Source organism: Micromonospora sp. L31 (assembly GCF_052068075.1).
In the GTDB taxonomy this organism is placed as follows: Bacteria; Actinomycetota; Actinomycetes; order Mycobacteriales; family Micromonosporaceae; genus Micromonospora; species Micromonospora purpureochromogenes.
The window spans coordinates 797,837-823,425 of record NZ_JBQHDC010000001.1 but is presented as its reverse complement, the minus strand read 5'-3'; the positions used below and the strand labels follow the sequence as shown (position 1 = coordinate 823,425).

General features: G+C 72.1%; 23 protein-coding genes and 1 pseudogene. 5 read left to right on the top strand and 19 right to left on the bottom strand.

The window, feature by feature from the left end:
• Positions 1 to 165: 165 nt before the first annotated feature.
• The 3 genes from ACTMS9_RS04080 to ACTMS9_RS04070 all read right to left on the bottom strand — a co-directional run bounded on the left by ACTMS9_RS04080 (position 166) and on the right by ACTMS9_RS04070 (position 2,881).
• A complete protein-coding gene (locus ACTMS9_RS04080; RefSeq protein WP_441147642.1) occupies positions 166 to 1,233 on the bottom strand; it encodes a BMP family lipoprotein in 1,068 nt (355 codons plus the stop codon).
• 277 nt (positions 1,234 to 1,510) lie between these two features.
• Complete coding sequence (locus tag ACTMS9_RS04075) at positions 1,511 to 1,852, bottom strand: hypothetical protein (RefSeq protein WP_154939695.1); 342 nt, start codon at positions 1,850 to 1,852, stop codon at positions 1,511 to 1,513.
• A gap of 57 nt (positions 1,853 to 1,909) precedes the next feature.
• A complete protein-coding gene (locus tag ACTMS9_RS04070; protein WP_441164156.1) occupies positions 1,910 to 2,881 on the bottom strand; it encodes a hypothetical protein in 972 nt (323 codons plus the stop codon).
• A gap of 98 nt (positions 2,882 to 2,979) precedes the next feature.
• Between ACTMS9_RS04070 and ACTMS9_RS04065 the strand changes: the two genes are divergently transcribed.
• On the top strand, positions 2,980 to 3,579 hold the full coding sequence (locus ACTMS9_RS04065) for a TetR/AcrR family transcriptional regulator (protein ID WP_441147366.1): 600 nt from the start codon (positions 2,980 to 2,982) through the stop codon (positions 3,577 to 3,579).
• A 22-nt stretch (positions 3,580 to 3,601) separates the two neighbouring features.
• Here ACTMS9_RS04065 and ACTMS9_RS04060 read toward each other — a convergent pair whose 3' ends face one another.
• From ACTMS9_RS04060 to ACTMS9_RS04045, 4 genes are all read right to left on the bottom strand, one after another.
• Positions 3,602 to 5,413 (bottom strand): glycoside hydrolase family 13 protein, encoded by a 1,812-nt coding sequence (locus ACTMS9_RS04060; protein WP_441164155.1) that lies wholly within the window; start codon positions 5,411 to 5,413, stop codon positions 3,602 to 3,604.
• A 141-nt stretch (positions 5,414 to 5,554) separates the two neighbouring features.
• Complete coding sequence (locus ACTMS9_RS04055) at positions 5,555 to 6,457, bottom strand: sugar ABC transporter permease (protein ID WP_441164154.1); 903 nt, start codon at positions 6,455 to 6,457, stop codon at positions 5,555 to 5,557.
• Positions 6,454 to 8,094, bottom strand: coding sequence for an ABC transporter permease subunit (locus tag ACTMS9_RS04050; protein WP_441147372.1), 1,641 nt, complete (start codon positions 8,092 to 8,094; stop codon positions 6,454 to 6,456). The genes ACTMS9_RS04055 and ACTMS9_RS04050 overlap by 4 nt, the downstream gene beginning before the upstream one ends.
• Entirely contained in the window at positions 8,094 to 9,344 is a 1,251-nt protein-coding gene (locus ACTMS9_RS04045) for a sugar ABC transporter substrate-binding protein (RefSeq protein WP_088964049.1), read from the bottom strand. The genes ACTMS9_RS04050 and ACTMS9_RS04045 overlap by 1 nt, the downstream gene beginning before the upstream one ends.
• 197 nt (positions 9,345 to 9,541) lie before the next feature.
• Here ACTMS9_RS04045 and ACTMS9_RS04040 point away from each other — a divergent pair, with 197 nt between their 5' ends.
• Together ACTMS9_RS04040 and ACTMS9_RS04035 are read left to right on the top strand one after the other, a co-directional pair.
• The gene (locus ACTMS9_RS04040) at positions 9,542 to 10,627 is read left to right on the top strand and encodes a LacI family DNA-binding transcriptional regulator (protein ID WP_441164153.1); all 1,086 of its coding nucleotides are present in this window, start codon (positions 9,542 to 9,544) and stop codon (positions 10,625 to 10,627) included.
• Positions 10,628 to 10,847: 220 nt separating this feature from the next.
• Positions 10,848 to 12,485 (top strand): glycoside hydrolase family 13 protein, encoded by a 1,638-nt coding sequence (locus tag ACTMS9_RS04035; RefSeq protein WP_441164152.1) that lies wholly within the window; start codon positions 10,848 to 10,850, stop codon positions 12,483 to 12,485.
• A gap of 177 nt (positions 12,486 to 12,662) precedes the next feature.
• On the opposite strand, the gene ACTMS9_RS04030 is transcribed toward ACTMS9_RS04035, so the two are convergent.
• The 6 genes from ACTMS9_RS04030 to ACTMS9_RS04005 form a co-directional block, all read right to left on the bottom strand.
• Positions 12,663 to 13,109: a hypothetical protein gene (locus ACTMS9_RS04030; protein WP_210775092.1), complete on the bottom strand. Its 447-nt coding sequence runs from the start codon at positions 13,107 to 13,109 to the stop codon at positions 12,663 to 12,665.
• A gap of 98 nt (positions 13,110 to 13,207) precedes the next feature.
• Positions 13,208 to 13,576, bottom strand: coding sequence for a GntR family transcriptional regulator (locus ACTMS9_RS04025; protein WP_154939716.1), 369 nt, complete (start codon positions 13,574 to 13,576; stop codon positions 13,208 to 13,210).
• Between the two features lies 1 nt (position 13,577).
• On the bottom strand, positions 13,578 to 14,513 hold the full coding sequence (locus ACTMS9_RS04020) for a YihY/virulence factor BrkB family protein (RefSeq protein WP_441147379.1): 936 nt from the start codon (positions 14,511 to 14,513) through the stop codon (positions 13,578 to 13,580).
• Positions 14,514 to 14,568: 55 nt separating this feature from the next.
• Positions 14,569 to 15,114, bottom strand: coding sequence for a 2'-5' RNA ligase family protein (locus tag ACTMS9_RS04015; RefSeq protein ID WP_246157988.1), 546 nt, complete (start codon positions 15,112 to 15,114; stop codon positions 14,569 to 14,571).
• A gap of 43 nt (positions 15,115 to 15,157) precedes the next feature.
• The gene (gene trpS, locus ACTMS9_RS04010) at positions 15,158 to 16,183 is read right to left on the bottom strand and encodes a tryptophan--tRNA ligase (RefSeq protein ID WP_441164151.1); all 1,026 of its coding nucleotides are present in this window, start codon (positions 16,181 to 16,183) and stop codon (positions 15,158 to 15,160) included.
• 33 nt (positions 16,184 to 16,216) lie between these two features.
• Complete coding sequence (locus ACTMS9_RS04005; protein ID WP_154939724.1) at positions 16,217 to 17,230, bottom strand: hemolysin family protein; 1,014 nt, start codon at positions 17,228 to 17,230, stop codon at positions 16,217 to 16,219.
• Positions 17,231 to 17,459: 229 nt separating this feature from the next.
• Between ACTMS9_RS04005 and galE the strand changes: the two genes are divergently transcribed.
• Positions 17,460 to 18,389 carry a UDP-glucose 4-epimerase GalE gene (galE, locus tag ACTMS9_RS04000; RefSeq protein ID WP_246158277.1) on the top strand — a complete coding sequence of 310 codons (930 nt, stop codon included), beginning with the start codon at positions 17,460 to 17,462 and terminating at the stop codon, positions 18,387 to 18,389.
• A pseudogene (gene galK / locus ACTMS9_RS03995) lies at positions 18,386 to 19,535 on the top strand (galactokinase). The gene galE and the pseudogene galK overlap by 4 nt, the downstream one beginning before the upstream one ends.
• 108 nt (positions 19,536 to 19,643) lie before the next feature.
• Here the strand turns inward: galK and cysN are convergent.
• The 6 genes from cysN to ACTMS9_RS03965 all read right to left on the bottom strand — a co-directional run bounded on the left by cysN (position 19,644) and on the right by ACTMS9_RS03965 (position 25,570).
• Complete coding sequence (gene cysN, locus ACTMS9_RS03990) at positions 19,644 to 20,972, bottom strand: sulfate adenylyltransferase subunit CysN (RefSeq protein ID WP_441164150.1); 1,329 nt, start codon at positions 20,970 to 20,972, stop codon at positions 19,644 to 19,646.
• Positions 20,972 to 21,886, bottom strand: a complete 915-nt coding sequence (cysD, locus tag ACTMS9_RS03985; RefSeq protein ID WP_441164149.1) for a sulfate adenylyltransferase subunit CysD — start codon at positions 21,884 to 21,886, stop codon at positions 20,972 to 20,974. The genes cysN and cysD overlap by 1 nt, the downstream gene beginning before the upstream one ends.
• Before the next feature lie 79 nt (positions 21,887 to 21,965).
• On the bottom strand, positions 21,966 to 22,784 hold the full coding sequence (locus ACTMS9_RS03980) for an inositol monophosphatase family protein (protein WP_441147645.1): 819 nt from the start codon (positions 22,782 to 22,784) through the stop codon (positions 21,966 to 21,968).
• A 117-nt stretch (positions 22,785 to 22,901) separates the two neighbouring features.
• Positions 22,902 to 23,492, bottom strand: a complete 591-nt coding sequence (gene pth, locus ACTMS9_RS03975) for an aminoacyl-tRNA hydrolase (protein WP_280839723.1) — start codon at positions 23,490 to 23,492, stop codon at positions 22,902 to 22,904.
• 102 nt (positions 23,493 to 23,594) lie between these two features.
• A complete protein-coding gene (locus ACTMS9_RS03970) occupies positions 23,595 to 24,302 on the bottom strand; it encodes a 50S ribosomal protein L25/general stress protein Ctc (protein ID WP_441147387.1) in 708 nt (235 codons plus the stop codon).
• A 287-nt stretch (positions 24,303 to 24,589) separates the two neighbouring features.
• Positions 24,590 to 25,570 carry a ribose-phosphate diphosphokinase gene (locus ACTMS9_RS03965; RefSeq protein ID WP_238449438.1) on the bottom strand — a complete coding sequence of 327 codons (981 nt, stop codon included), beginning with the start codon at positions 25,568 to 25,570 and terminating at the stop codon, positions 24,590 to 24,592.
• Between the last annotated feature and the right edge of the window lie 19 nt (positions 25,571 to 25,589).

Sequence of the window (25,589 nt, the reverse complement as noted above, 5' to 3'; positions counted from 1 at the left end):
GCCTAGCTGCCGGTCGGCCGGCTGACGGGGCCGGCCGCGGGTGGAGCGGATCGGCCGCCCCGGCGCACGCGGGGTGTCCCACGTACGCCGAGGCGGCCGATCGTCATGCCTGGTGCCCGCCGGCCTCCGCTGCCGATGATCCCATCGCGGCGGCCGGGGAGGCGGTCACTTGGTCGGCTGGGCCTTCGAGGTGACCGTGATGGTGCCGGCGGCGATGTCCGCCTTGATCTTGTCGACCTCGGCCTTGAGCTCGGCCGGGACCTTGCTCTCGAAGTCGTGGTACGGGGCGATCGAGACGCCGTTGTTGGCCAGGTTGCCGACGAAGCCCGGCTTGGACTGGAGCTTCTCGCCACCGGCGGCCTTGAGCACGGCCTCCTTGACGGCGTCCGGGATGTTCTTGACGACGGTGGTCACCAGCGCCGCGCAGTTCGGGGTGCTCTCGCAGCCGTCGACGTCCACCCAGATGACCGAGTACTTGCCGCCCGAGGCCTGGGCCGCGGCGGTCGTGCCGAGACCGGCGCCGCCGGCGACCGGCATGATGATGTCCGCGCCCTGGGCGACCAGCGCGTCGGAGACCTTCTTGCCCTCGTCCTGCTTGACGAAGTCGTTGGTGAAGAGACCCTTCTGGGTCGCCTTGTCCCAACCCAGCACCTGGACGTTCTTGCCCTTGGCCTTGTTGTAGTGCGCCACGCCGTCGGCGAAGCCGTCCATGAAGATGGTCACCGGCGGGATCGGCAGACCACCGTAGGTGCCGACCTTGCCGGCCTTGCTCATCCCGGCGGCCAGGTAGCCGGCCTGGAAGGCGGCCTGGGCGGTGTCGAACTGCATCGGGTAGATGTTGTCCACGCCCGGGTTCGCGTCCACGATGCCGAACTGCTGGTTCGGGTTCGAGGTGGCGGCCTTCTTGGTGGCGTCCGACATCAGGCCACCGACGGCCAGGATGAAGTCGCACTTCTGGTTGACGTACCCGGTCAGGTTGACCTCGTAGTCCGCCTCGGCCTTCGACGCGACGTACTTGATGTCGATGTTGTCGTTCGCCTTCTTGGCCTCCTGGAGACCCTTCCAGGCGGAGGTGTTGAACGACTTGTCGTCGATGCCGCCGACGTCGGTCACCATGCAGGCGCTGTACTTCTTGGCGCCGTTGCCGGCGTTGTTGTCGTCCTCGGGGGCCTCACCACACGCGGCGGCGGCCAGCACGAGCCCACCCGCCACGATCGCGGAGGCGATCCGCATCCCACGCACAGAGCGCAAGACGTCTCCTTCCCATTGCACACCGCGCCTCGTGCGGTGGCAGCCCTTGAACCGACCAGCGCTGCGCTGCCGGCATCCCACGTTACGGACGGGAGCGTACGCCCGCGCCCACCCACCGGCCGCCAATCGTGCACGACTGTTGAACGCCTGTTATCCCGGCGTAACCCTGGCGTGGGGCAGATCACTCACAGTGCTGGTACGTGACCGGCCCGCTGTCCCGAAAGTCCCTTTCCCCGGGCCCGCGAGCGGGTCCGGCCGGCTACCTCCAGAACACCGCGACAGCGGCGTTGAGCAGCGTCAACCCGACGATAGCGAGGAAGTGCCCGCGGTTGACCTGATCCCGCTTCCGGGAGAAGAAGACCATGACGAAGATCAGCAGAGCCAGCACCAACTTGGTAACAAGCTTCGCGGGTGCCGGCTCGTCGCCGTCGCGCAGCGGTGCGGAGAGGCCGATGCCGGTGAGCAGACCGATCACCGAGCCCCAGAGCATGGCCGCGTTGATCCGCAGCCGGCCGCTGACGTACTGGGCGATCGCGCCGCCGAGCAGCAGCGCGAACCCGATCAGATGGACGTAGAGAAGTACCAGCCGAAGAGCTTCCACGCCGGCCATCCTCCCCCATCAACGACAGTTTGTAGTAGCCGCCCCGCCGGGCTGATCTCATACCGTGATCTCGGCGGCCGGCCGGGGCGAGCCGCGCCGGCCGAGCAGCACCAGGCCGATCCCGAGCACCGCGTAGCCGGCCAGCACGGCGACGGAGCGACCCGCGCCCGCGCCGTCGAAGAAGGCGGCCGAGCGCAGCAGCGTTCCGCCGGCCCCGACCGGCAGGAACTGCCCGACGGTGCCCCACGGCTGCGGCAGCAGCTCCGGCGCCGCGCTGACCGCGGAGAGCGGGTTGCCGACCAGGAAGACCAGCAGCGCGCCGAGGCCGAGCCCGGGGCCGCCGAGCAGCGCGCCCAGCCCGGCGACGGCACCGGCGGCGGCGAGCGCGAAGAGCCCGATCGCCGCGGCCTCGGCCGCCGGGTCGCCCCCGATCACCCCGAGCCAGCCGTGCAGCACGGCGGTGCCGACCAGCGCGGCGAGCAGGGCGTAGCCGACCAGCCCGACCAGCCGGGCGCGCCGGCCGGTGACCAGGACGGTGAGCAGGACGCCGACGAGCATGCTGGTCAGCGCCAGCGGCAGGAAACCGGCGGCGAAGCCGGCCCCGCGCGGGTCGTCCGGGTCGGCCGGCACCACCGCCGTGACCGGCACCGGCCGTCCGCCGGAGAGCCCGGCCGCGGCCTCGGTGAGCAGGGCCGCGACGGTGGGGCTCGCACCCGGGGCGGTGTGCAGCCCGACGCCGTCGGGGCCGACGACGAACGCGGCGTACACCTCGCGGTCGCGTAGCGCCCGGTCGGCTGCCGCGGCGTCCGGCAGTTCGGTGACGGTGAAGGCACCCGGACGGGCCGCCGCCAGCCGGCCGGCCAGTTCCGCGGTGGCCGGCGCCGGCCCGGCTACGGCGACCGGCAGGTCACGCGGTGCCAGGTTCGCGGCGGGCCCCGCGAACAGGGGTACGAGCAGCGCCTGCGCCGCCACCGCGAGGACGGCGGCCAGCACGGCGAGCAGCATCGGGGATCGGGGTGACCGGGACATGCTCACTCCTTAAAACGAACGCTCGTTCTCTTTGAAGCCAGGGTGCGCTCCGGAGGTGTCAGGAGTCAAGAACGAGCGTTCGTTTTACACTGTGGGTCATGCCACGCGTATCCGACGCCCACCTCGCGGCCCGCCGCCAGCAGATCCTCGACGCGGCCCGGCGCTGCTTCCTGCGCGACGGCTTCCACAACACCTCGATGCAGGACGTGATCGCCGAGGCGGGGCTGTCGGTCGGCGCGGTCTACCGCTACTTCCCGAGCAAGAACGACCTGATCACCTCGATCGCCCAGTCGGTGATCGGCGGGGCGGACGCGGTCTTCGCCGAGCTGGCTGCCGCCGAGCCGCCGCTGCCCCTGGTCGAGGCGCTGGACCGGGCCCTGACCTACGTCGACGCGCAGGCCGGCAAGGACGGCATCCTGCCGCTGGCGATCCAGGTGTGGAGCGAGTCGCTGCGCGACCCGGCGCTGGCGACCTTCGTCAACGCGACGTACAGCGGCTTCCGGGACCGCTTCACGCTGCTGGCCCGGCGGGCCCGGGAGGCGGGTGAGCTGCCCCCCGACGCCGACCCCGAGGCCGTCGGCACCGCGCTGTTCGGCCTGGTCCCGGGCTACCTGATGCAGAAGGTGCTCACCGGCCGGCCGGACCGCCGCAGCTACCTCGCCGGCGTGCGCACCCTGCTCGGCCAGCCGGCCGCCTGACCCCGCGCCCGCCGGACCCGGATCAGGACAGCCGCCAGACCTGGAACGTGGGGCCGTCGGAGGGGAGGGTGACCACGCCGTCGGCGTCCGGGCGCAGCGCCGGGGCGCCGCCGTACGCGTTCTCCCCCGCCCCGAGGCCGGTCAGCCGGACCGGCCGGCCCGCGGCCCGGCGGGCGAGCACCAGCACCGCCCCGGTCGGGGCCTCGCGCAGGAAGACCAGCGTGTCGGCGTCGGCGTGCACCCGACGCAGGCCGCCGTGGCGCAGCGCGGGCTCATCGCGGCGCAGCGCCAACAGCCCGCGGTACGCGGCGAAGGTGGCCCGGTCCCAGCTCTCCGGCCGGTGCCACGGCATCGGGGTCCGCGAACCCTCGCCGTTGGTGCCGGTCAGCCCCAGCTCGTCCCCGGCGAAGACCACCGGGGTGCCCGGCATGGTGGCGAGCAGGCCGGCGGCCACCTCCTGCCGGGCGGCGTCGCCGACCACGGTGCGGATCCGGGCCGAGTCGTGCGAGCCGAGCAGCTGCCACGAGTGGGTGTACGAGCGCCAGGAGATCAGCGACCGGTAGGTGTCCATCGTCGCCAGCACGGCCTCGGCGTCCCGCCGCCGCACCCCGCCCGGGGTGCCGAGGAAGTTCGGCACCGGCTCGTCGCCGTGCCGCAGCCAGGACCAGACCGGGTCGGTGAAGCCGACGTAGTTCATCGTCCCGTGCCAGCCGTCCCGGTCCAGGTCGCCGGTGTGGTCGTGGCCGTGCTCGGCGAGCAGCAGGCCGTCGGGGCGGGTGTCGGCGACCACCTCGCGCAGCAGCCGCGCCACCTCGTGGGTGTACGCGTCCGCGCCGCGCCGGCCGGTCATGTTGGCCACGTCGACCCGCCAGCCGTCCAGCCCGTACGGCGGGCGCAGCCAGCGCCGCACCAGCGAGTCGTCGGCGGTGGCGAAGCGCCGGCGCAGCTCGGCGCTGCCCCAGTTCAGCTTCGGCAGCGACTTGACCCCGTTCCAGGACTCGTAGTCCCCGGTGGCCTCGTCGAAGTAGTACAACTCCCGCTCGGTGGCCCGCACGTCCGAGGCGGCGGTGGTGAACCACTCGTGCGCGTCGCCGGTGTGGTTGCTGGTGATGTCGCCGATCAGCCGCCAGCCCCGGGCCCGGACGGCATCGGCGAGCCGGGCCAGCGCGGCGTCCCCGCCGAGCAGCGGGTCGACGGTGTCGAAGCTGGCCGCGTCGTACCGGTGGTTGGAGCGGGCCGGGAAGATCGGGGTGAGGTAGAGGGTGTTCACGCCGAGCCGGGCCAGGTGGTCCAGGCGCTCGGTGACACCGTCCAGGTCGCCACCGTAGAACTGGTACGGCGTCTCCGGGCCGCGTCCGATCACCGGGGTGTCCCAGTCGCACGGGATCGCCCAGTCCGGCGGCGTACGGCCGGCGGCGGCCGCGGAGCGGGCGAACCGGTCCGGGAAGATCTGGTAGATCACCGCGTCCCGCGCCCAGGCCGGCGGCGGGGCGTAGCTGACCAGCTTGAAGTCGCCGTTGTCCGGCACGTCGTGAGAGATCACGCCGGCGGCGTTGAGCCAGCGGTAGCCGGTGGTCTGAGAGAGCATGAAGCGGTAGTTGCTGACCGGGTTGCGGACCTCGACATCGGCTCGCCACCAGACCTCGCCGCCCTCGGTGCGGTCGACGACCGCCTCGGCGAACCGGGGCTCGCCGTCACCGGTGGTCCGCACGTGCACGGTGCGCACGTCGGCGCCCGCCGGGACCCGGACGAAGACCGGCACGGTCTGACCGAGCGCCGGCTCCTGCTCGGGTACGTACAGGGCGGATCCGTCGTGGTGCGGCTGCGGGGACACGGAGAGACCTTTCGCGTGGGTCGGACGGGGAGAGAGGGGCAACCCGCCGCGGCCGGTCTCCCGACCGCGGCGGTCAACCCGTGACTGCTCCGGTGCACGTCGTCCCGACGCCCTTGCCGCAGCGTGCTAACTACCGTCGATTTATCCCTTGACGGCTCCGGCGGTCAGGCCGGAGACGATGTAGCGCTGAAGGAACTGGAACACCAGCACCGTCGGGACGGCGGTGAGCAGGGTGCCCGCCGCGAAGATCCCGAAGTTGTTGTTGCGCTCGCCCGCCACCAGACCGAACATGCCGACCGCGAGGGTCTTGGACTCGGGGTTGGTGAGGAACACGTTGGCGATCAGGAACTCGTTGATCGTGCCGATGAAGGCGAGCAGCCCGGTCACCGCCAGGATCGGCGCCACCAGCGGCAGCATGATCCGGAAGAAGACCTGGGCGTGCGACGCGCCGTCCATGGTCGCCGACTCGTCCAGCTCCCGCGGCAGCGTGTCGAAGAAACCCTTCATCAGCCAGGTGTTCACGCCCAGCGCCCCACCCAGGTAGAGCAGCAGCAGGCCCCACGGCGTGTTGAAGCCGATCGCCGGCCACAGGTCGGTGACCGTGGTGAAGATCAGGAAGATCGCCACGATGGCCAGGAACTGCGGGAACATCTGGATCAGCAGCAGCGCGAGCAGCCCGACCCGACGGCCGGCGAAGCGCATCCGGGAGAAGGAGTACGCCGCCAGCGACGAGAGGAAGATCGAGGCGAAGCTCGCCACCCCGGCGACGACCAGCGAGTTGAGGAACCACCACCCGAACGAGGTGCGGTCGAAGAGGTCGGTGAAGTTCTCGAACGACACGCCGCTGGTCGGCACCAGGTCCGTGGAGGAGAGGGTGCCGAGCGGGTTGAGCGCCGCGGAAAGCACGAACAGGATCGGGAAGAGGCTGAACGCCACCGCCACCACCCCGACCACGTGCCGCCAGCCGACCTGGGCGAGCCAGCGGTTCTTCCGCCTGCCGGCCGCGCCGGTCCGGGCGACCGGGGCGTTCGCGTGGGTGCTCACGAGTACACCTCCTCCTGCTTGCGGGTCCGCGAGAAGCTGACCGCGGAGACCACCGCGACGATCGTGAAGATGAAGATCGAGACCGCCGCCGCCAGGCCGAACTGGGCCCCCTGGGCACCGAAGGCCAGCCGGTAGGTGTACGTGATCAGCAGGTCCGTCGCGCCGGAGGTCGGGTTGTCCGCCGGGAACGGTCCACCCTCGGTGGTCAGGTAGATCGCGTTGAAGTTGTTGAAGTTGTACGCGAACGACGAGATCAGCAGCGGGGAGAGCGCCACCAGCAGCAGCGGCAGGGTGACCGCGCGGAACGACTGCCAGGGCGACGCGCCGTCGACCGAGGTGGCCTCGGTGAGTTCGCGCGGGATCGCCTGGAGCGCACCGGTGGCGACCAGGAACATGTACGGGTAGCCCAGCCAGAGCTGCACCAGGATCACGGCAATTCGGGCGGACCACTCCTGCCCGAACCAGTCGACGCCGAGCCCGAACAGGTTGTTGATCAGCCCGAAGTCGGTGTTGAACATGTCCCGCCAGACCAGCAGCATCGCGAACGACGGCATCGCGTACGGCAGGATCAGCAGGATCCGGTAGAGGTTGGTGCCGCGCATCCGCGGCGAGTGCAGCGCCAGCGCAATGGCCAGGCCGAGCAGGAAGGTGAAGCCGGTCGAGCCGAGCGCGAAGGCGAAGTTCCAGACCAGGGTGCCGAAGAACGGACCGGAGATGGCCGGGTCGGTGAGCACCCGATCGAAGTTCTTCAGCCCGACGTTGACCTTCCAGCCCTGGGCCAACTGCTCGCCGTCGGCGGCGACGAACGCACCGATCTCCTCGTCCGCCGTCCAGGTCTTGCCGGTCTCGCTGTCCTTGACGCAGTCGCAACCGGTGTCGTAGGCCCGGATCGCCCTGCCCTCGTACGCGCGGGAGAGACCGGAGGAGCGCAGCGCGCCGCCGGAGGTCGGGACCACCAGGTCGGTGATCTCCTTGCTGCGGGCGCTGGCCTGACCGAAGTTGAGCACCTGGTAGCCCTCGGCGGCGGTTACCTTGCCGCCCGGCGCCACGGTGACCTCGGCGGCGTCGAGCGGGGTCAGGCCGCCGGCGTCGCCGGCGGAGACGGTGCCGCTCTTCGGGTCGGTCACCAGGAAGACCAGCGGCCCGGTGGCCGGGTCGCCCTTGGTGGCGACGGAGAGGAGGTACTGGGTGGAGCCGGGGACCTGCTTCACCGACGAGCTCTGGATGGCGACGATCGCGTCGGACTTCTCGCCGCGGTGACCGTCGCCGAAGTTCGTGAAGGCGGTGCTGGCGGTGTAGAGCACCGGGAAGATCTGGAAGGCGATCAGGAAGATCGTGCCGGGAACCAGGTACTTCGCCGGGATGTGTCGGCGGGTGAGGTACAGGTAGAACAGGCCGGCGGTGGTGGCCGACAGGATGGCCAGCCCGACCCACTTCTCGGCCTCGATGAGCGGGAAGGCCGCCCAGATCGCGATCCCGGCCACCAGGCCGAGCAGGACCACCTTGACGGCGAGGCCGGTCAGGGTGATCGGCGCGTGGTGCCGCGCGTCACGGGACTTGCGCGGGAGCCCGGAGCGGACGGGCCCCCGGCCCGGGGTCTGCGTGGCAGACCCCGGGCCGGACAGCGACGCGCTCATTACTTGATCTGACCGGAGATCGTCTTGCCGGCGGCGGTGACGGTCTTGGTCGGGTCGGCGCCACCGATGACGGCGGCCTCGGCCTTGCCGAACGGGTCCCAGATCGCGGCCATGGCCGGGATCGCCGGGAGCACCTGGCCGTTCTTGCCGGCCTCGGAGAACTTGGCCAGGTCCGGGTCGGTGCCCTTGACCTGGTCGAAGGCGGCGGTCAGCGCCGGCGGACGCGGCTCGGCGTTGTACAGCGCCACGGCCAGCTCGGGCTTGGTCACGTAGTTGGTGACGAACTCCTGGGCCAGGGCCTTGTTCTTGCCCTTGGCGGCGACGTAGAACGACTGGACGCCCACGAACGGCTGGGCCTCCTTGCCACCGGCGAAGCCGGGGACCGGGGAGATGTCGTACTTGATGCCGGCCTTCTTGGCGTCGGCGATCGCCCACGGGCCGGAGACCAGGTAGGCGCACTTCTTGCCGGTGAAGGTGGCGATCGAGTTCTCGCCGGTGATGGAGCGCTTCAACGCACCGTCACCCTTCTCACCCAGCTTGGCGATCTTCTGGAACGCCGCGATCGACTCCGGCTTGCCCACGCCCAGGTCCTTCGGGTCGTAGTCGCCGTTGGCGGCGGTGCCGAAGAGGTAGCCGCCGGCCGAGGTGTACAGCGGGTAGATGTGGTACGCGTCGCCGTTCTGTCCGGACTGGAGGCAGAGGATCTCGCTGGCCTTCTTCTCGGCCTTGAGCTTCTTGCCGGAGGCGACCAGGTCCTCGATCGTCTTCGGCGCCTCGGGGGCCAGCTCGGTGTTGCGGATCAGCGCGATGTTCTCGGTCGCGTACGGCACGCCGTAGACCTGACCGTTGAAGGTCACGGCCTTGACGGCGGTCTCGTTGAAGGCGCTCTTCTGCTCGGCGGCGAGCTGCACCGGGTCGATGGCGCCGTTCTGCACCAGGTTGCCGATCCAGTCGTGCGCGCCGACCACGACGTCCGGGCCGCTGCCCTGCTGGGAGGCGGTGACGAAGTTGGTCTGCAGGTCCTTGGAGACGGCCTGCACCTCGACGGTGACGCCGTTCTCCTGGCCGAACTTCTCACCGAACGGCTTGAGGGCAGCCGCGCGCTTGTCGTCGGCCCAGATGACGAGCTTGCCGCTCGCGGCCTTGGGGGAATCCTTGGCGGCCGGCTCGTCCTTGCTGTTGTCGCCGCAGCCGGACGCCGCGAGCGCCAGACCGAGAACGGCGACCACACCCGCGGTACGGATGCGCATCGGTACTCCTGTCGTTGTGGCGAGCGCCGGGGGAAGGGCGGCCCGCCAGTGGGAACCTCTGTAAGTTCTTGCCAACCGGCGCTGCGGTGCTGCGCCGCTGCTCTCGCATGTTGCGGGGACGTTAGCAAGAGGTTGCAGGGAATGGAAGGGCTTGCAGGAGCGTACGCAAGAACTTGCCCGTGAGCTAAAGTTCCGCCATGCGCGCTCGACTGTCCGACATCGCCCAGCAGGCCGAAGTCAGCGAGGCCACGGTGTCGCGGGTGCTCAACGACCGCCCCGGCGTGGCCCCCGAGACCCGGCAGGCCGTCCTGACCGCCCTCGACGTGCTCGGTTACGAGCGCCCCGCCCGGCTGCGCAAGCGCAGCGCCGGGCTCGTCGGGCTGGTCGTCCCGGAGCTGGACAACCCCATCTTCCCGATGTTCGCCCAGGTCATCGAGTCGACCCTGGCCCAGAGCGGGTTCACCCCGGTGCTGTGCACCCAGACCCCCGGCGGGGTCACCGAGGACGAGTACGTCGAGATGCTGCTGGACCGGCAGGTCTCCGGGATCGTCTTCGTCTCCGGCCTGCACGCCGACACCGCCGCCAACCACGACCGGTACCGCGCGCTGATCGCCCGCCCGCTGCCCGTCGTGATGATCAACGGGTACGTCCCGAACGTCGCCGCCCCCTTCGTCTCCTGCGACGACGGTGAGGCCGCCGAGCTGGCCGTCGCACACCTGGTCGCGCTCGGCCACCGCCGGATCGGCCTGATCACCGGCCCGGACCGGTTCGTGCCGGTGCAGCGCAAGGTGGCCGGCTGGCGTACCGCGATGACCCGGCTCGCCGGCGCCGGCGAGCAGGACCTGGCCGAGCTGGCCGAGCTCTCGCTCTTCGGCGTGGAGGGCGGCGAGGCGGCCGCCGGCCGGCTCATCGAACGCGGGGTCACCGGCGTCGTCTGCGGCTCCGACCTGATGGCGCTCGGCGCGATCCGGGCGGCGCGGCAGCGCGGCATGTCGGTCCCGCAGGACCTCTCGGTGGTCGGCTACGACGACTCCCCGCTGATGGCCTTCACCGATCCGCCGCTGACCACCATGCGCCAGCCGGTCGCCGCGATGGCGGTCGCCGCGGTGCGGGCCCTGGTCGACGAGATCAACGGCCACGCCGCGCCGCACTCGGAGTACCAGTTCCGCCCGGAGCTGGTGGTGCGCGGCTCCACCGCTGTCGTCCGGCCGGCCGGCGCCAACCCGGTCCAGGGCGGCACCCGGCACCGGCCGGCGCCGCCCGCCCTCGCCGTCCCGGCCTGACCCGACCCGAGCGCCCCGGACGGCCGCCACGACGGCGGCCGTCCCGGTGCCGTCCCGCCTGCTGGGACGGCCGCACGGGGCTGCCAGGCCCAGCGGAGGGGGCGGGCCATCATTTCTTGCGCAAGGAATGCTTGACTCTTGCAGCAATCGGGCGGCATTCTGCACTGACATCCGCCTCCGGGCCCACTCCGGGTGCTCCACAGAACGGGGATCGTCACCGATGACCGACGCCACCAACCCGGCACCGCCGGCCGCCGACGCCGACTGGTGGCGGTCCGCGGTCGTCTACCAGGTCTACGTCCGCAGCTTCGCCGACGCCGACGGCGACGGCGTCGGTGACCTCCGGGGCATCCGGGAGCGGCTGCCGTACCTGCGCGACCTCGGGGTCGACGCGCTCTGGCTGACCCCCTTCTACACCTCGCCGCAGGTCGACGCCGGCTACGACGTCGCCGACTACCGCGACGTCGACCCGCTGTTCGGCACGCTCACCGACTTCGACGCGATGATCACCGACGCGCACGCCCTCGGGCTGCGGATCATCATCGACCTGGTGCCCAACCACACCTCCAGCGCGCACCCCTGGTTCCAGGCCGCGCTGGCCGCCGCCCCGGGCTCGCCGGAGCGGGAGCTCTACCTCTTCGCCGACGGCAGGGGCGAACACGGCGAACTGCCCCCGAACGACTGGGAGAGCATCTTCGGCGGCCCGGCCTGGACCCGGGTGCCGGACGGCCAGTGGTACCTGCACCTGTTCGACCCGGCCCAGCCCGACCTGAACTGGCGGCACCCGCGGGTGCGCGCCGAGTTCGAGGACGTCCTCCGCTTCTGGCTGGACCGCGGCGTCGACGGGTTCCGGATCGACGTGGCGCACGGAATGATCAAGGCCGAGGGGCTGCCGGACGTCGGCTTCAGCTCGATGACCACCGGCCAGCGCCAGTCCGAACTGCTCGGCAAGGGCCGCCTGCCCTACTTCGACCAGGACGAGGTGCACGAGATCTACCGCGCCTGGCGGCCGATCCTGGACAGCTACCCGGGCGGCCGGATGGCGGTGGCCGAGGCGTGGGCGGAGACCCCGCAGCGGCTGGCCCGCTACATCGGCCCGGACGAGCTGCACCAGGCGTTCAGCTTCGACTTCCTCGACGCCACCTGGTCGGCCGACTCGTTCCGCAAGGTCATCGACACCGCGCTGGCCGAGTCCACCATCGTCGGCGCCCCGACCACCTGGGTGCTGTCCAACCACGACCGGCAGCGGCACGTCACCCGGTACGGCGACGGCGAGGTCGGCCTGCGCCGGGCCCGGGCCGCCGCCCTGCTGATGCTGGCCCTGCCCGGCTGCGCCTACGTCTACCAGGGCGAGGAGCTGGGCCTGCCGGAGGTGCTGGACCTCCCCGACGAGCTGCGCCAGGATCCGGCGTTCCTGCGTACCGGGGAGAGCCGCGACGGTTGCCGGGTGCCGATCCCGTGGAGCGGCGAGCTGGCCCCGTACGGCTTCGGCCCGGACGGCAGCGAGCTGAGCTGGCTGCCGGCCCCGGCGACCTGGCGTGCCCTCTCGGTGGCCGCCCAGACCGGCGTCGCCGGCTCCACCCTGGAGCTGTACCGCGCCGCGCTGCGGATCCGGCACGAGCACCCGGCGCTGGCCGGCACGACCGGCGGGGTGACCTGGCTGGAGGGCGGTCCCGGCATGCTCGCCTTCAGCCGCACCGGCGGCGGGACCACGCTGACCTGCGTGGTCAACATCAGCGGCGCGCCGGCCCCCGTCGAGGGGTACGGCCGGCCGCTCGTCGCCAGCGAGGACCTCACCGAGCAGGGATCGGGGCATCTCCTGCCGGTGGACGCAGCTGCGTGGTTCGAACGGCGCTGAGCCGGGTAACCCGCCATTGACCTGGTCGTCCGTTGTGCCCCGCGCCGACGGGCGACTGGGCCTGCCGACCCCTTGTGGTGGGGGGTGAGGTGGCACCGGCGCCTCGGGGAGTTCCCCGGGGCGCCGGCGTCCTCCTCGGCCCGGCCCCGCGCCGGGAATCCCGGCCCGGCTGACGGGTCAGCGGCCCTTGCGCCGCAGCAGCTCCGAGATCCGCTCGAAGCCGGCCCGCAGCTCGTCCTCGCTGGGTGCCGGCTGCGGCGCGACCGGGTGCTCGGCCCGCGCGGCCGCCTGCTCCAGCTCCTCGTCGATCACGTCCTCGAAGTCCCCGTAGAGGTCGGACTCGTCGATCCGGGCCGCCTCGTCCTCGGCGGCGATCTGCGCGGCGGCGATCTCGCCGCGCACCTCCTCGGCCGACAACGCCGGCACCAGCGGCTCGACCACCGCCATCAGCTGCTCCTCGGCCACCACCGCCTCGGCCAGGGCCAGGGCGTGCGGACGCTCGTACGGGCCGCAGACCACCGGCTCCCACTCCGCGGGGTCGCCGAGCGGGCCGAACGTGATGATCCACGGCAGGCCGAGCATCGGCGAGTCGTCCGGCAGGTCCAACGTCACGAGTGCGCCCACGGGCTCATCATGGCCGGTCACGGCCGAAAGATGAGGGGCATTTGCGGCAACTGCCGGTTCGCGCATCGGTCCGTTTCCTGACCTGTTCGTCCGTCGACTCAGCCCGGGCGGGCGGCGTCGAGAGCGGCGCGGACCAGGGCGAGTGCCCGATCCGGCGGCACGCCCAGCCGCACCGCCTCGTCGGCGTACCGGGCCGCCGCCCGCTGCAACCGGTCGGTCGCGTCGTCGCGGCCCGGCGCGACGTACGTCCCGTGCCGCCCCCGGGTCTCCAGCAGCCCGGCCGCCTCCAGCTCCCGGTACGCCCGCGCCACGGTGTTCGCCGCCAGCCCCAGCTCGGCGGCGAACTGGCGCACCGGCGGCAGCCGGGTGCCCACCGGCAGCCGCCCGTCGCCGACCATCGCGGCCAACTGCCCGCGCACCTGCTCGTACGGGGGTACCGCCGAGCCCGGGTCGATCTCGATCAGCACGTCAGCCCGCCCCTCCCGGCGTCCCCGGATCGGTGTCCGGGTCCGTTTCGACGTCGAGGTCCGCCGGGACGGGCCCGTCGGAGAGGTCGACCACCCGCCCGTGCCGGCTGGTCGCGGCGAGCGCCGCGCCGAAGAGCACCAACTGGTTGAGCAGGTACAGGTAGAGCAGCAACCCGACCGCGCCGGCCACCACCGTGTACGCCGGGTTCCGCTCGGTGCGCACCACGTAGTAGCGCCCGACGGTGTTGAGCAGCGTGATGCCCACCGCGACGATCAGCACCACCGGCCGCAGCCGCCGGCGACTCATCCGCAGCCGGGGCACCGCCACCAGCAGCGCCGTCGCCAGCACCGCGTTGACCACCACGCTGAGCGCCGCGCTGACCGTGGTCAGCCCGACCGAGCCGGTGGCCCGCAGCAGGAAGCGCAGCAGCGACTCCAGGGCGTCGACGGCCGCCACCGAGACGCCGAGCATCACGAAGACCAGCACCAGGACGCCCAGGTCGACCAGGCGGCGCACCACCAGGTTGCCGGGCTGCTGGTTGAAGCCGTACATCAGCCGCTGCGAGGAGCGGATCGCCTCCACCCAGCCGATCCCGGTGAAGACCAGGATGACCAGGCCGATCACCCCGACGGTGTTGCTGCTCTCGGCGATCTGCTCGGGGTCGAGGAACGGCAGGTTCTCCCGCAGGAAGTCGGCCGCGGCGTCGCTGACCTCGTCGTTGTCCTCCAGGATCGCCCCGAAGATCGAGTACGCCACCAGGGCGAGCGCGAAGACGGCGAAGAACCCGTAGTAGGCGATCGCCGCGGCCAGCCGCCCGCCCAGCACGTTGGTGTAGAGGTCGATGGCCCGCCAGAGGTGGTCGAAGCGGGGCCACCGGTGCCGGGCCGTGGTGAACCGGCGGTCGATCCCGCCCGTCAGCCGGCCCCACGCGTCCACCACGTCATCCTCACCGATCTCCCGCCGCGGGGCGGGCCTGTGGCCACCGGCCCGGTCAGCCGCCGAGCCGGAAGTCCCGGCGGGGTTGCCACCGGGTCGCACCGCTGTGCGAGAAGAGCGTGAACGAGTCCACCTCGAACATGGCCGAGAAGTCGGCCAGGTCCTCGTACGCCCGGTCCAGCGCCTCGGGGGCGACGTCCTGCGCGACGGTGACGTGCGGGTGGTACGGGAAGCGGGCCTCCCGGTGCAGCTCGGGTGCGGCGTTGATGGCGGCGGCGAGCAGCTCGCACTCGCTGATCCCGGCGGCCACCGTCACGAACACCACCTGGGTCACCGGCCGGAACGTTCCCGTGCCCCGCAGGTGCAGGGTGAACGGCAGGTGCCGGGCGGCCACCCGGCTCAGGTGCTCCTCGACCGCCGGCAGCGCCGCCACCGGGATCTCGGTGGGCCCGAGCAGCGTCACGTGCGCCGGGACCACCTGCGGGTCGCCGGACTCGGCCCGGCGCCGGGTGAGCATGCCGCCCCACGGCTCCGGGACGTCCACCGCGATCCCGATCTGGATGGTGCCGCCGTCCACCGGCGCCCCGTCCCTGCGATCCACGCTCCGCGCCACCCCTCCACCCGTACCCGTCGGCCCGGAGCCGCTACTCGAAGCGGACCGGGGGGAAGAACCCGATCCGGTCGTACGCGGCGCGCAGGGTCGGCACGGCGACCGCGCGGGCCTTCTCGGCGCCGGCGGCGAGCAGCTTGTCCAGCTGCGCCGGGTCGTCGAGGTAGGCGCGGGTGCGCTCCTGGATCGGGCTGACGAACTCCCGGACCACCTCGCCGAGGTCCTTCTTGAGGTCGCCGTAGCCCTTGCCGGCGTACGCGGCGACCAGGTCGTCGATGCTCCGGCCGGACAGCGCCGAGTAGATGGTCAGCAGGTTGGAGATGCCCGGCTTGGTCTCGGTGTCGAAGACGATCTCGCGGCCGGTGTCGGTGACCGCGGAGCGGATCTTCTTGGCCGAGCGGGCCGGCTCCTCGAGCAGGTCGATGATGCCGGCCGGCGAGGACGACGACTTGGACATCTTCGCCGTCGGATCCTGCAGGTCGGTGATCTTCGCGGTGTCCTTGACGATGTGCGGGGCGGGCACCGTGAAGGTCGGGCCGAACAGCGAGTTGAACCGCTGCGCCAGGTCGCGGGAGAGCTCCAGGTGCTGGCGCTGGTCCTCGCCGACGGGCACCGCGTTGGCCTGGTAGAGCAGGATGTCGGCGGCCTGCAGGATCGGGTACGTGAAGAGGCCGACGCTGGCCCGCTCGCTGCCCTGCTTCTGCGACTTGTCCTTGAACTGCGTCATCCGGCTGGCCTCGCCGAAACCGGTGATGCAGCCGAGCACCCAGGCCAGCTGCGAGTGCTCGGGCACCTGCGACTGGACGAACAGGGTGCTGCGCTCCGGGTCGATCCCCACCGCGAAGAGCTGCGCGGCGGCCACCCGGGAGCGCTGCTTCAGCACGGCCGGGTCGTGCCCCGCGGTGATCGCGTGCAGGTCGACCACGCAGTAGAACGCGTCGTGGGTCTCCTGCAGCGCCACCCAGTGCCGCACCGCGCCGAGATAGTTGCCGAGGTGGAACGAGTCGGCCGTCGGCTGGATGCCGGAGAAGACGCGCGGGCGGGCGGGAACGTCGGACATGACGGCAATTCTGTCAGCAACGCCCGGCGTACGTCATGACGGGCCGGCGGGTCGGCTCGCCGCCGGCCCGGCGGGGGTGGTGACCTCGCGCCGCTGCTCCGGCAGGCGCGCCGCGGAGACCGCGACCCGGGACACCCGGCGCCCCTCCAGGGCCAGCACCCGCAGCAGCCAGCCGTCGACCGGCTCGTCCGGCGCCTCGGCGTCGACCGGGGACACCGGCACCTCGTCGCCGGCCACCGGCAGCCGGCCGAGCGCCGCCATCAGGTAGCCGCCGACCGTCTCGTACGGCCCGACGGGCAGCGGCACCCCGGTGCGCTCGGCGAAGTCGGCGAGGTTGAGCCGGCCGTCCACCACGGCGGGCAGTCCCGCGTGCGCGGGCTCGGGGTCGCCGTCGTACTCGTCGTGGATCTCCCCGACCAGCTCCTCGATCAGGTCCTCACACGTGACGATGCCGGCGGTGCCGCCGTACTCGTCGACCACCACCGCCAGGTGGTGTCCCTCCTTGCGCATCTCGGTCAGCGCGGCGAGCACCCGCTTGCTGCCGGGCAGCTGTTTGACCTCGCGGGTCAGCTCGCCGACGGTGGTGCACGGGTCGAGGTCGGGGCGGAGCAGCACGTCCCGCAGGTGCACGAAGCCGACCACGTCGTCCTGGGTGCCGTCGACCACCGGGTAGCGGGTGTGCGTCTCGGCCCGGACCACCCGCTCGGCCTCGGCGATGGTCAGCCCGGCGGAGAGGAAGACGACCTCGGTGCGGGGCATCATCACCTCGCGGACCAGGCTCGCGCCGGCCACCAGCACCTCGTCGATGATCCGCCGCTCGTCCGGGTGGAGCCGGGTGTTGGCCGCGACGAGGTCGCGCAGCTCGTCCTCGCTGATCCGCTCCCGACCGGCCGCCGGGCTGGCACCGAGCAGGTCGGTGACGAGGCGGGTGGCGCCGTCGGCGGCCCGGACGACGAGCCGGGCCACCGTCCGGGCGATCGGCCCGGGCCGGCGTCGGGGCCGCCCCGACGCGCGTCGACGCAGCCCGGGACCGCCCGCTTCCCGCATGGAAAAGATGGTAAGGCTGCGCGTCACCGCCGACCGGCGATGTTCGGATCTGTTCAGTCGTGAAGGTTTGTGATGGAATGAGGCGGGGCCGCGACGCTGAGCGCGTGCACAGCGTGCGGCCGTAGGGTGATCACGAACGGCCGCGACGGGACGCGGCCAGGCAGGAGGACCCGACGTGAAACTGCTCGTCACCGGCGGCGCCGGCTTCATCGGCAGCGTGGTGACCCGGATGCTGCTCGACAACGGCCACGACGTGACGGTCCTCGACGACCTGCGCACCGGCCACCGGGCCGCGCTCGCGCCGGACGCCACCCACGTCGAACTGCCCGTCCACGAGGCTGCCCGGGTGCTCACCCCGGAGGCCGGCTTCGACGGGGTGCTGCACTTCGCCGCGCTGATCGCCGCCGGCGAGTCGATGGTCCGCCCGGAGCTGTACTGGCACGCCAACACGGTCAGCTCGATCGCCCTGATCGACGCGGTCCGCGCCGCCCGGGTGCCCCGGCTGGTCTTCTCCTCCACCGCCGCCGTCTACGGCAACCCGACCGAGCTGCCCATCCCGGAGACCGCGGTCAAGGCCCCCACCAACACGTACGGGGCCACCAAGCTCGCCGTCGACATGGCGCTCACCTCCGAGGCGATCGCCCACGACCTGGCCGCCGTCTCGCTGCGCTACTTCAACGTCGCCGGGGCGTACCTCCGCGACGACCTGGCGATCGGCGAACGGCACGACCCGGAGACCCACCTGATCCCGATCGCGCTGGACGTCGCCGCCGGCCGGCGGGAGAAGCTCCAACTCTTCGGCGACGACTACCCCACCGTCGACGGCACCTGCGTGCGCGACTACATCCACGTGGCGGACCTGGCCCGGGCCCACCTGCTGGCGCTCAGCGCCGCCGTGCCCGGCCGGCACCGGATCTACAACCTGGGCAACGGCAACGGCTTCACCAACCGCCAGGTGGTCGACGTGGTCCGCGAGGTCACCGGCCACCCGCTGCCGGTGGAGATCGCGCCGCGCCGCGAGGGCGACCCGGCCGAGCTGGTCGCCTCCTCCGCGCTGGCCCGCGAGGAGCTGGGCTGGACGCCGGAGAAGCCGACCCTGCACGACATGGTCGGCGACGCCTGGGCCTTCTACCGCGCGCACGTGCTGGGGCAGCGATGAGCGGGCCGGCCGCGCAGACCGCGCCACCCGGGGCCGCGGCGGGCGACGTCGCGGCCCGCGCCGCCGCCGGCTTCCACGCCGCGTACGGCGAGCCGCCCGCCGGCCGCTGGGCGGCTCCCGGCCGGGCCAACCCTGACCCTGCGGACCGTGGTCGCCGCCGCCCCGCAGCCCGGTGAGCGGTGGACGGTCCGGTCGGAGCTCTCCGCCGAGGCGGTGGAGTTCGGCGCCGCCGAGGTCGACGAGCCGGGCCGGGTCACCGGCTGGGCGGCGTACGTGGCCGGGGTCGTCTGGGCGCTGCGCGAGGCCGGGTACGACGTGCCCGGCGCCCGGCTGGCGATCGCCTCCGACGTACCGGTGGGCTCCGGCCTCTCCTCCTCGGCGGCCATCGAGGCGGCGGTGCTCGCCGCCCTGGTCGACCTGGGCGGGCTGGACCTGCCCGCCGAGAAGCAGCCGCGGCTGGCCCAGCGGGCCGAGAACGCCTACGTCGGCGCACCGACCGGCATCATGGACCAGTCCGCGGTGATCCGCTGCCGCGAGGGGCACGCCCTCTTCCTGGACTGCCGCACCGAGGCCGTCGAACACATCCCGTTCGACCTCGACGCCGCCGGGCTGGCCGTGCTCGTCATCGACAGCCGCGCGCCGCACCGGCACGCCGACGGCGAGTACGCCTCCCGCCGCGCCGCCTGCGAACGGGCCGCCTCGCTGCTCGGGGTGCCGGCGCTGCGGGACGTGCCGGTCGCCGACCTCGACGCCGCGCTGGCCCGGCTCGACGACGACGAGATCCGCCGCCGGGTCCGGCACGTGGTGACCGAGGACCAGCGGGTGCTGGACACCGTCGACCTGCTCCGCGCCGGCCGGGTACGCGAGATCGGTCCGCTGCTCACCGCCTCGCACGCCTCCATGCGGGACGACTTCGAGATCACCGTCCCGGAGATCGACACCGCGGTCGAGGCGGCCCTGGCGGCCGGCGCGCTCGGCGCCCGGATGACCGGCGGCGGCTTCGGCGGCTGCGTCCTCGCCCTGGTCGACGCCGACCAGGCCGACCCCGTGGCCCGAGCCGTGACGAACGCCTTCGCCCACCGCGGCTTCCCCGCCCCCGCCCACGTCACGGTCCTCCCCGCCCCCGGCACCACCCGCCTCGACTAACCCCCCACGCCCGCCGACGTCGGGGGCCTCTTACAGAGAAAGAGTGGCTATCCACGTCGGAATAGCCACTCTTTCTCTGTAAGTGCGTCCGCAAACCCCGAGGGTGGGTCAGGCGGTGTCGACGATCATGCCGGCGGCGACGGTGCGGTTGGTGGTCTCGTCGATGATGACGAAGCCGCCGGTGGTGCGGTTGCGGCGGTACTCGTCGGCGAGCAGCGGCACGGTGGTGCGCAGCCGCACCCGGCCGATCTCGTTGAGCTTCAGCTCGCCGGCCGCCTCGTCCCGGTGCAGGGTGTTGATGTCCAGCCGGTAGTGCAGCCCGCGCACGATGGCCCGGGCCGACCGGGTGGTGTGCTTGATCGCGTACTTGCCGCCGACCTGGAGCGGGCGGGTCTCGTCCATCCAGCAGACCATCGCCTCGATGTCCTGCGACACCGCCGGCGAGTTGTTCGGCCGGCAGATCATGTCGCCCCGCGAGATGTCGATCTCGTCTTCCAGGCGGACGGTCACCGACATCGGCGGGAACGCCTCGGCCACCGGGCCGTCCGCCGTCTCCACCGAGGAGATCCGGCTGGTGAAGCCGGAGGGCAGCACCATCACCTCGTCCCCCGGCTTGAGCACGCCCGAGGCCACCTGCCCGGCGTAGCCGCGGTAGTCGGTGACGGTGATGGACTGCGGACGGATCACGTACTGCACCGGGAACCGCACGTCGACCAGGTTGCGGTCGGAGGCGATGTGCACCCGCTCCAGGTGGTGCAGCAGCGACGGGCCCTCGTACCAGGGCATGTTCTCCGAGCGGGTGACGATGTTGTCGCCCCTGAGCGCGGAGATCGGCACCACGGTCAGGTCCGGCACGTCGAGCTTCGCGGCGAACGCGGTGAACTCGTCGGCGATCCGCTCGAAGACCTCCTGCGAATAGTCGACCAGGTCCATCTTGTTCACGCAGAGGACCAGGTGCGGCACCCGCAGCAGCGAGCAGAGGAACGCGTGCCGGCGGGACTGCTCGACCAGGCCCTTGCGGGCGTCCACCAGGATCAGCGCCAGGTCGGCGGTGGAGGCGCCGGTGACCATGTTCCGGGTGTACTGGATGTGCCCCGGGGTGTCGGCGATGATGAACTTCCGCCGGGGGGTGGCGAAGTAGCGGTACGCCACGTCGATGGTGATGCCCTGCTCCCGCTCGGCGCGCAGGCCGTCGGTGAGCAGCGCCAGGTTGGTGTACTCGTCACCCCGGGCCGCGCTGACCGCCTCGACGGCGGCGAGCTGGTCGGTGAAGAGCGACTTGGTGTCGTACAGCAGGCGGCCGATCAGGGTCGACTTGCCGTCGTCCACGCTGCCGGCGGTGGCGAAGCGCAGCAGGTCCATCGGCCGGGCCTCCGGCCCGGCCCCGGTGGCGGCGCGGCTGTCCGCCGCGCCTGCGGCGATGGTCTCGGTGCTCATCAGAAGTAGCCCTCCCGCTTGCGGTCCTCCATGGCGGCCTCGCTGACCCGGTCGTCGCCGCGGGTCGCGCCGCGCTCGGTGATCCGGGTGGCGGCCACCTCCTCGATCACCTTCTCCACCGTGTCGGCGTCCGAGCGGACCGCCGCGGTGCAGGAGGCGTCGCCCACGGTGCGGTAGCGCACCCGGGCCTTGAACCGCTCCTCCCCCGCACGGGGGCGGAAGAACTCGTTCACCGCGTAGAGCATGCCGTCGCGCTCGACCACCTCGCGCTCGTGCGCGTAGTAGATCGCGGGCAGCGGGATGCGCTCCCGGGCGATGTAGTGCCAGACGTCCAGCTCGGTCCAGTTGGAGAGCGGGAAGACCCGGATCGACTCGCCCGGGTGGTGCCGGCCGTTGTAGAGCGACCACAGCTCGGGACGCTGGTTCTTCGGGTCCCACTGGCCGAACTCGTCGCGGAAGCTGAACACCCGCTCCTTGGCGCGGGCCTTCTCCTCGTCGCGGCGGGCGCCGCCGAAGAGCGCGTCGAAGCGGTGCTTCTCCACCGCGTCCAGCAGCACCGGGGTCTGGATCCGGTTGCGCATGCCGTCGCCGGACTCGCGGACCATGCCGTTGGCCAGGGCCTCCGGCACGCTGGCCACGATCAGGTGCAGGCCCAGCTCGGCGACCCGCTGGTCGCGGTACTCCAGGACCTCGGGGAAGTTGTGCCCGGTGTCCACGTGCATGACCGGGAAGGGGATGTTGGCCGGGGCGAACGCCTTCTGGGCCAACCGGAGCATGACGATGGAGTCCTTGCCGCCGGAGAAGAGCAGCACCGGGCGCTCCATCTCCGCGACCACCTCACGCATCACGAAGATGCTCTCCGCCTCGAGCGCGTCGAGGTGGGAGACCTGGTAGAAGCGGGCGGGGGCGGTCATGACACGGTCTCGATCGGCGCGGATCCGCTCATGGATTCCAGACCTTTCCGGTCGGATACATCAAGAACAAGCGCTCAGGCTACCCGGAATGTCTCTGCAGCGCTGCAAGCAACCGAGTGGCGAGATCCTTGCGGCAGACCAGCAGGTCCGGCAGCCGCGGATCCGCCTCGTTGTATTTCAGCGCAGAACCGTCGATCCGGGAAGCGTGCAGGCCGGTGGCCGTCGCCACAGCGACCGGGGCGGCCGAGTCCCACTCGTACTGGCCGCCCGCGTGGATGTAGGCGTCCACCTCACCGGTCACCACCGCGGCGATCTTCGCACCGGCCGAACCCATCGGCACCAGGTGCGCGCCCACGTCCTCCGCCAGGTCGGTCAGGAAGACCGGCGGCCGGCTCCGGCTCGCCGCCAGGCGCAGCGTCCGTCCACCACCCGCGGTCGCCGCCTCCAACGTCAGCGGCGGGTACGCCGGCGGGTAGTCCGTGCCGAGCACCCGGTGCTGCGCCGGCAGCCCCACCGCCCCGGCCACCAGCCCGTGCGGCGTCGGCGCGTTGCGCGCCCAGAGCGCCACGTGCACCGCCCAGTCCGAGCGCCCCTCCTCGGAGAACTCCCGGGTGCCGTCCAGCGGGTCGACGATCCACACCCGGTCGGCGGTCAGCCGGGACACCGCCGCGGGGTTCACCTCCGCCGCCCAGGCCAGCCGCGAGCCCTCGTCCTCCTCCGACAGGACCGCGTCACCGGGTCGCCACCGGGCCAGCTCGGTACGGATCAGGTCGTGCGAGACCTTGTCCCCGGCCGACTTCAGGGCGCCCGCGTCGGCGAACCCCATCTCGGCCCGCAAGCCCAGCAACGCCTGCCCGGCCCGCGCCGCCAGCCACCGGGCGAACGCGCCGTCGATCATCGGAGGACTGCCCACGTACCACTCCCGTCGCCTCGCCGCGATCCGGGTCGCGGGTCGCGGCACGCCAGAAGGCGCAGACTACCGGCCGGGGCGGCCCGTTCCCGGTACGCCCCGCCCTCAGGCCCCGTGGTACGCGTTCTGCGTCGGCTCCACGCCCTTGGTGACCACCGACTCCACCACGTCCGCCGCCCGGTCCACCAGGAACTCCAGCTCCTTGCGCTCCGCAGCGCCGAAATCCGACAGTACGTAGTCAGCCGGGTCCTGCCGCCCCGGCGGCCGGCCGATGCCGAACCGCACCCGGACGTACTCCTTCGTCCCCAGCGACTTCGACATCGAGCGCAGGCCGTTGTGCCCGCCCTCGCCGCCGCCGATCTTGATGCGCAGCTGGCCGTACGGGATGTCCAGCTCGTCGTGCACCGCGATCACCCGCTCGGCGGGGATCTTGTGGAACTGGGCCAGCGCCGCCACCGGACCGCCCGAGAGGTTCATGTACGTCAGCGGCTTGACCAGCACCAGCTTCGGCCCGCCGAACCCCAGCCGCCCCTCGGCGACCTCCGCCACCGCCCGCTTGTGCCGGCCGAACTTCGCGCCCACCCGGCCCGCCAGCAGGTCGGCGACCAGGAAACCGACGTTGTGCCGGTTACCGGCGTACTCCCGACCGGGGTTGCCCAGGCCGACCACCAGCCACGGCCCCGCCTCGTCCGTCACGTCCCGTCCCTCCCGCCCGGCACCACACCGCACCTGTCCCGATACGCCGACAGGCGCCCCCGCTGTCCGCTGGGAGCGCCTGCCGTAAACGATGCGAACCGATCAGGCCTGGGTCTTGGCCTCGGCGCTCTCCTCGCCACCGGCGGCGGCCGGCTCGCCGGCCTCGGCGCCCTCGGACGACTCGGCGGTCTCCTCGCCGACCCCGGCCTCGATCTCCTCGTCGGCCACCTCGACCTCGGGCAGGGTCGCCTCGAGCTGCTCGGCGGTCGGGGCGGCGGTCACCGAGGCGACCAACAGCTCCGCGTCGGCAGCCAGCTCGACGCCGGCCGGCAGCTGCACGTCGGCGGCGGTCACCTGGGTGCCGGCCTCCAGGCCCTCGATCGAGGCCTCCAGGTGGTCCGGCACCTTGGTGGCGTCGGCGGTCACCGAGAGGGTGTCGTGGTCGTGCACGATCAGGGTGTCCCTGGCGGCCTCGCCGGTCAGCTGGACCGCGACCTCGACGGTGACCTTCTCGCCCCGGCGGACCAGCAGCAGGTCGACGTGCTCGAAGGTGTCCTTGATCGGGTCACGCTGGATCGCCTTCGGCAGCGCCAGCACCTGGGTGCCGTCGCTGACCTCGATCGCGAAGAGCTGGTTCGCGCCGCCCTTGCGGATCGCGGCCGCGAACTCGCGGGCCGGGAGCGCGATGTGCTTGGGCTTCTCGCCGTGGCCGTACAGCACGGCGGGCACCTTGCCGGCCCGGCGGGTACGACGGGCACCACCCTTGCCGAACTCGGTACGGGGCTCGGCGCTGATCTTTACCTCGGACACGGGGAAACTCCTGATGCTTTCGCTACGGCGGCTTGTCGTCTTGCGGTGCTGGGGCGAGGGGCTCGCTGGGGCTCATGCGTCATGAACGACTGCCCGGAGCACCGCGTCGATGACGGTGCCTCCGTGCGGTGCTTTTCAGCGACCCGCCGGGCACCCTCGCCGTGGCAACCGCACCAGTCTACCCGAGCTGATTCCGAGGTTTCCGGCAGTCCCCTCATCACCGTCCCCGCCGGCGCGTCGGCCGGCGGGAACGGTGCCGCGCCGCGGTCACCGCCGCGGCGCCGCGCTCAGCTCAGGCCGCCGAAGAGGGTGGTCACCGAGCCGTCGTCGAAGACCTCGCGGATCGCCCGGGCCAGCAGCGGCGCGATCGACAGCACGGTGAGCTTGTCGAGCTGCTTCTCCGGCGGGAGCGGCAGCGTGTTGGTCACCACGATCTCGCTGATCGGGCTGTTCTTCAGCCGCTCGGTCGCCGGGTCCGACAGCAGAGCGTGGGTGGAGGCGACGACGATCTCCGCCGCGCCGGACTCCTTGAGGATGTCGGCGGCCTTGCTGATCGTGCCACCCGTGTCGATCATGTCGTCGACGATCAGGCAGACCCGACCCTCGACCTCACCGACCACCCGGTTCGCCACCACCTGGTTCGGCTTCAGCGGGTCCCGCGTCTTGTGGATGAACGCCAGCGGGCAGCCGCCCAGCCGGTCGGTCCACCGCTCGGCCACCCGCACCCGGCCGGAGTCCGGCGCGACCACGGTCATCGGCCGGCCGGCGTACTTGTGCTCCACGTACTCGGCCAGCACGTCCATCGCGAAGAGGTGGTCCACCGGGCCGTCGAAGAAGCCCTGGATCTGCGCGGTGTGCAGGTCGACCGTGAGGATCCGGTTCGCGCCGGCGGTCTTCAGCAGGTCGGCCACCAGCCGGGCCGAGATCGGCTCCCGACCCCGGTGCTTCTTGTCCTGCCGGGCGTACGGGTAGAACGGCAGCACCACGGTGATCCGCTTGGCCGAACCGCGCTTCAGTGCGTCGATCATGATCAGGGTCTCCATGACCCAGGTGTTCACCCCGTGCGTGACGGACTGCACCACGAAGGCGTCCGAACCGCGCACCGAGTCCTTGAAGCGTACGAAGATCTCGCCGTTGGCGAACTCGTACGCGTCGGAAGGCGTCGGCGCGACGCCGAGCACCTCACCGATCTCCTTGGCCAGCTCCGGAAAGCCACGTCCGGAGAAGAGCATCAGGCTCTTGCGGTTTTCGGCGACGATGCTGCCCATGGGCCCGTCTGCTCCCGTT

What these genes read in the sequence shown, in the direction of transcription:
- ACTMS9_RS04035 (WP_441164152.1), top strand. Translation starts at nt 10,848, where the DNA reads ATGACCGACGCCACCAACCCGGCACCGCCGGCCGCCGACGCCGACTGG.
- cysN (WP_441164150.1), bottom strand. Translation starts at nt 20,972, where the DNA reads ATGAGCACCGAGACCATCGCCGCAGGCGCGGCGGACAGCCGCGCCGCC.
- cysD (WP_441164149.1), bottom strand. Translation starts at nt 21,886, where the DNA reads ATGACCGCCCCCGCCCGCTTCTACCAGGTCTCCCACCTCGACGCGCTC.
- ACTMS9_RS04005 (WP_154939724.1), bottom strand. Translation starts at nt 17,230, where the DNA reads ATGCGGGAAGCGGGCGGTCCCGGGCTGCGTCGACGCGCGTCGGGGCGG.
- ACTMS9_RS04080 (WP_441147642.1), bottom strand. Translation starts at nt 1,233, where the DNA reads ATGCGGATCGCCTCCGCGATCGTGGCGGGTGGGCTCGTGCTGGCCGCC.
- trpS (WP_441164151.1), bottom strand. Translation starts at nt 16,183, where the DNA reads ATGTCCGACGTTCCCGCCCGCCCGCGCGTCTTCTCCGGCATCCAGCCG.
- ACTMS9_RS04065 (WP_441147366.1), top strand. Translation starts at nt 2,980, where the DNA reads ATGCCACGCGTATCCGACGCCCACCTCGCGGCCCGCCGCCAGCAGATC.
- galE (WP_246158277.1), top strand. Translation starts at nt 17,460, where the DNA reads ATGCTGCTCGACAACGGCCACGACGTGACGGTCCTCGACGACCTGCGC.
- ACTMS9_RS04045 (WP_088964049.1), bottom strand. Translation starts at nt 9,344, where the DNA reads ATGCGCATCCGTACCGCGGGTGTGGTCGCCGTTCTCGGTCTGGCGCTC.
- ACTMS9_RS03965 (WP_238449438.1), bottom strand. Translation starts at nt 25,570, where the DNA reads ATGGGCAGCATCGTCGCCGAAAACCGCAAGAGCCTGATGCTCTTCTCC.
- ACTMS9_RS04040 (WP_441164153.1), top strand. Translation starts at nt 9,542, where the DNA reads ATGCGCGCTCGACTGTCCGACATCGCCCAGCAGGCCGAAGTCAGCGAG.
- ACTMS9_RS04070 (WP_441164156.1), bottom strand. Translation starts at nt 2,881, where the DNA reads ATGTCCCGGTCACCCCGATCCCCGATGCTGCTCGCCGTGCTGGCCGCC.
- ACTMS9_RS04050 (WP_441147372.1), bottom strand. Translation starts at nt 8,094, where the DNA reads ATGAGCGCGTCGCTGTCCGGCCCGGGGTCTGCCACGCAGACCCCGGGC.
- ACTMS9_RS03980 (WP_441147645.1), bottom strand. Translation starts at nt 22,784, where the DNA reads ATGATCGACGGCGCGTTCGCCCGGTGGCTGGCGGCGCGGGCCGGGCAG.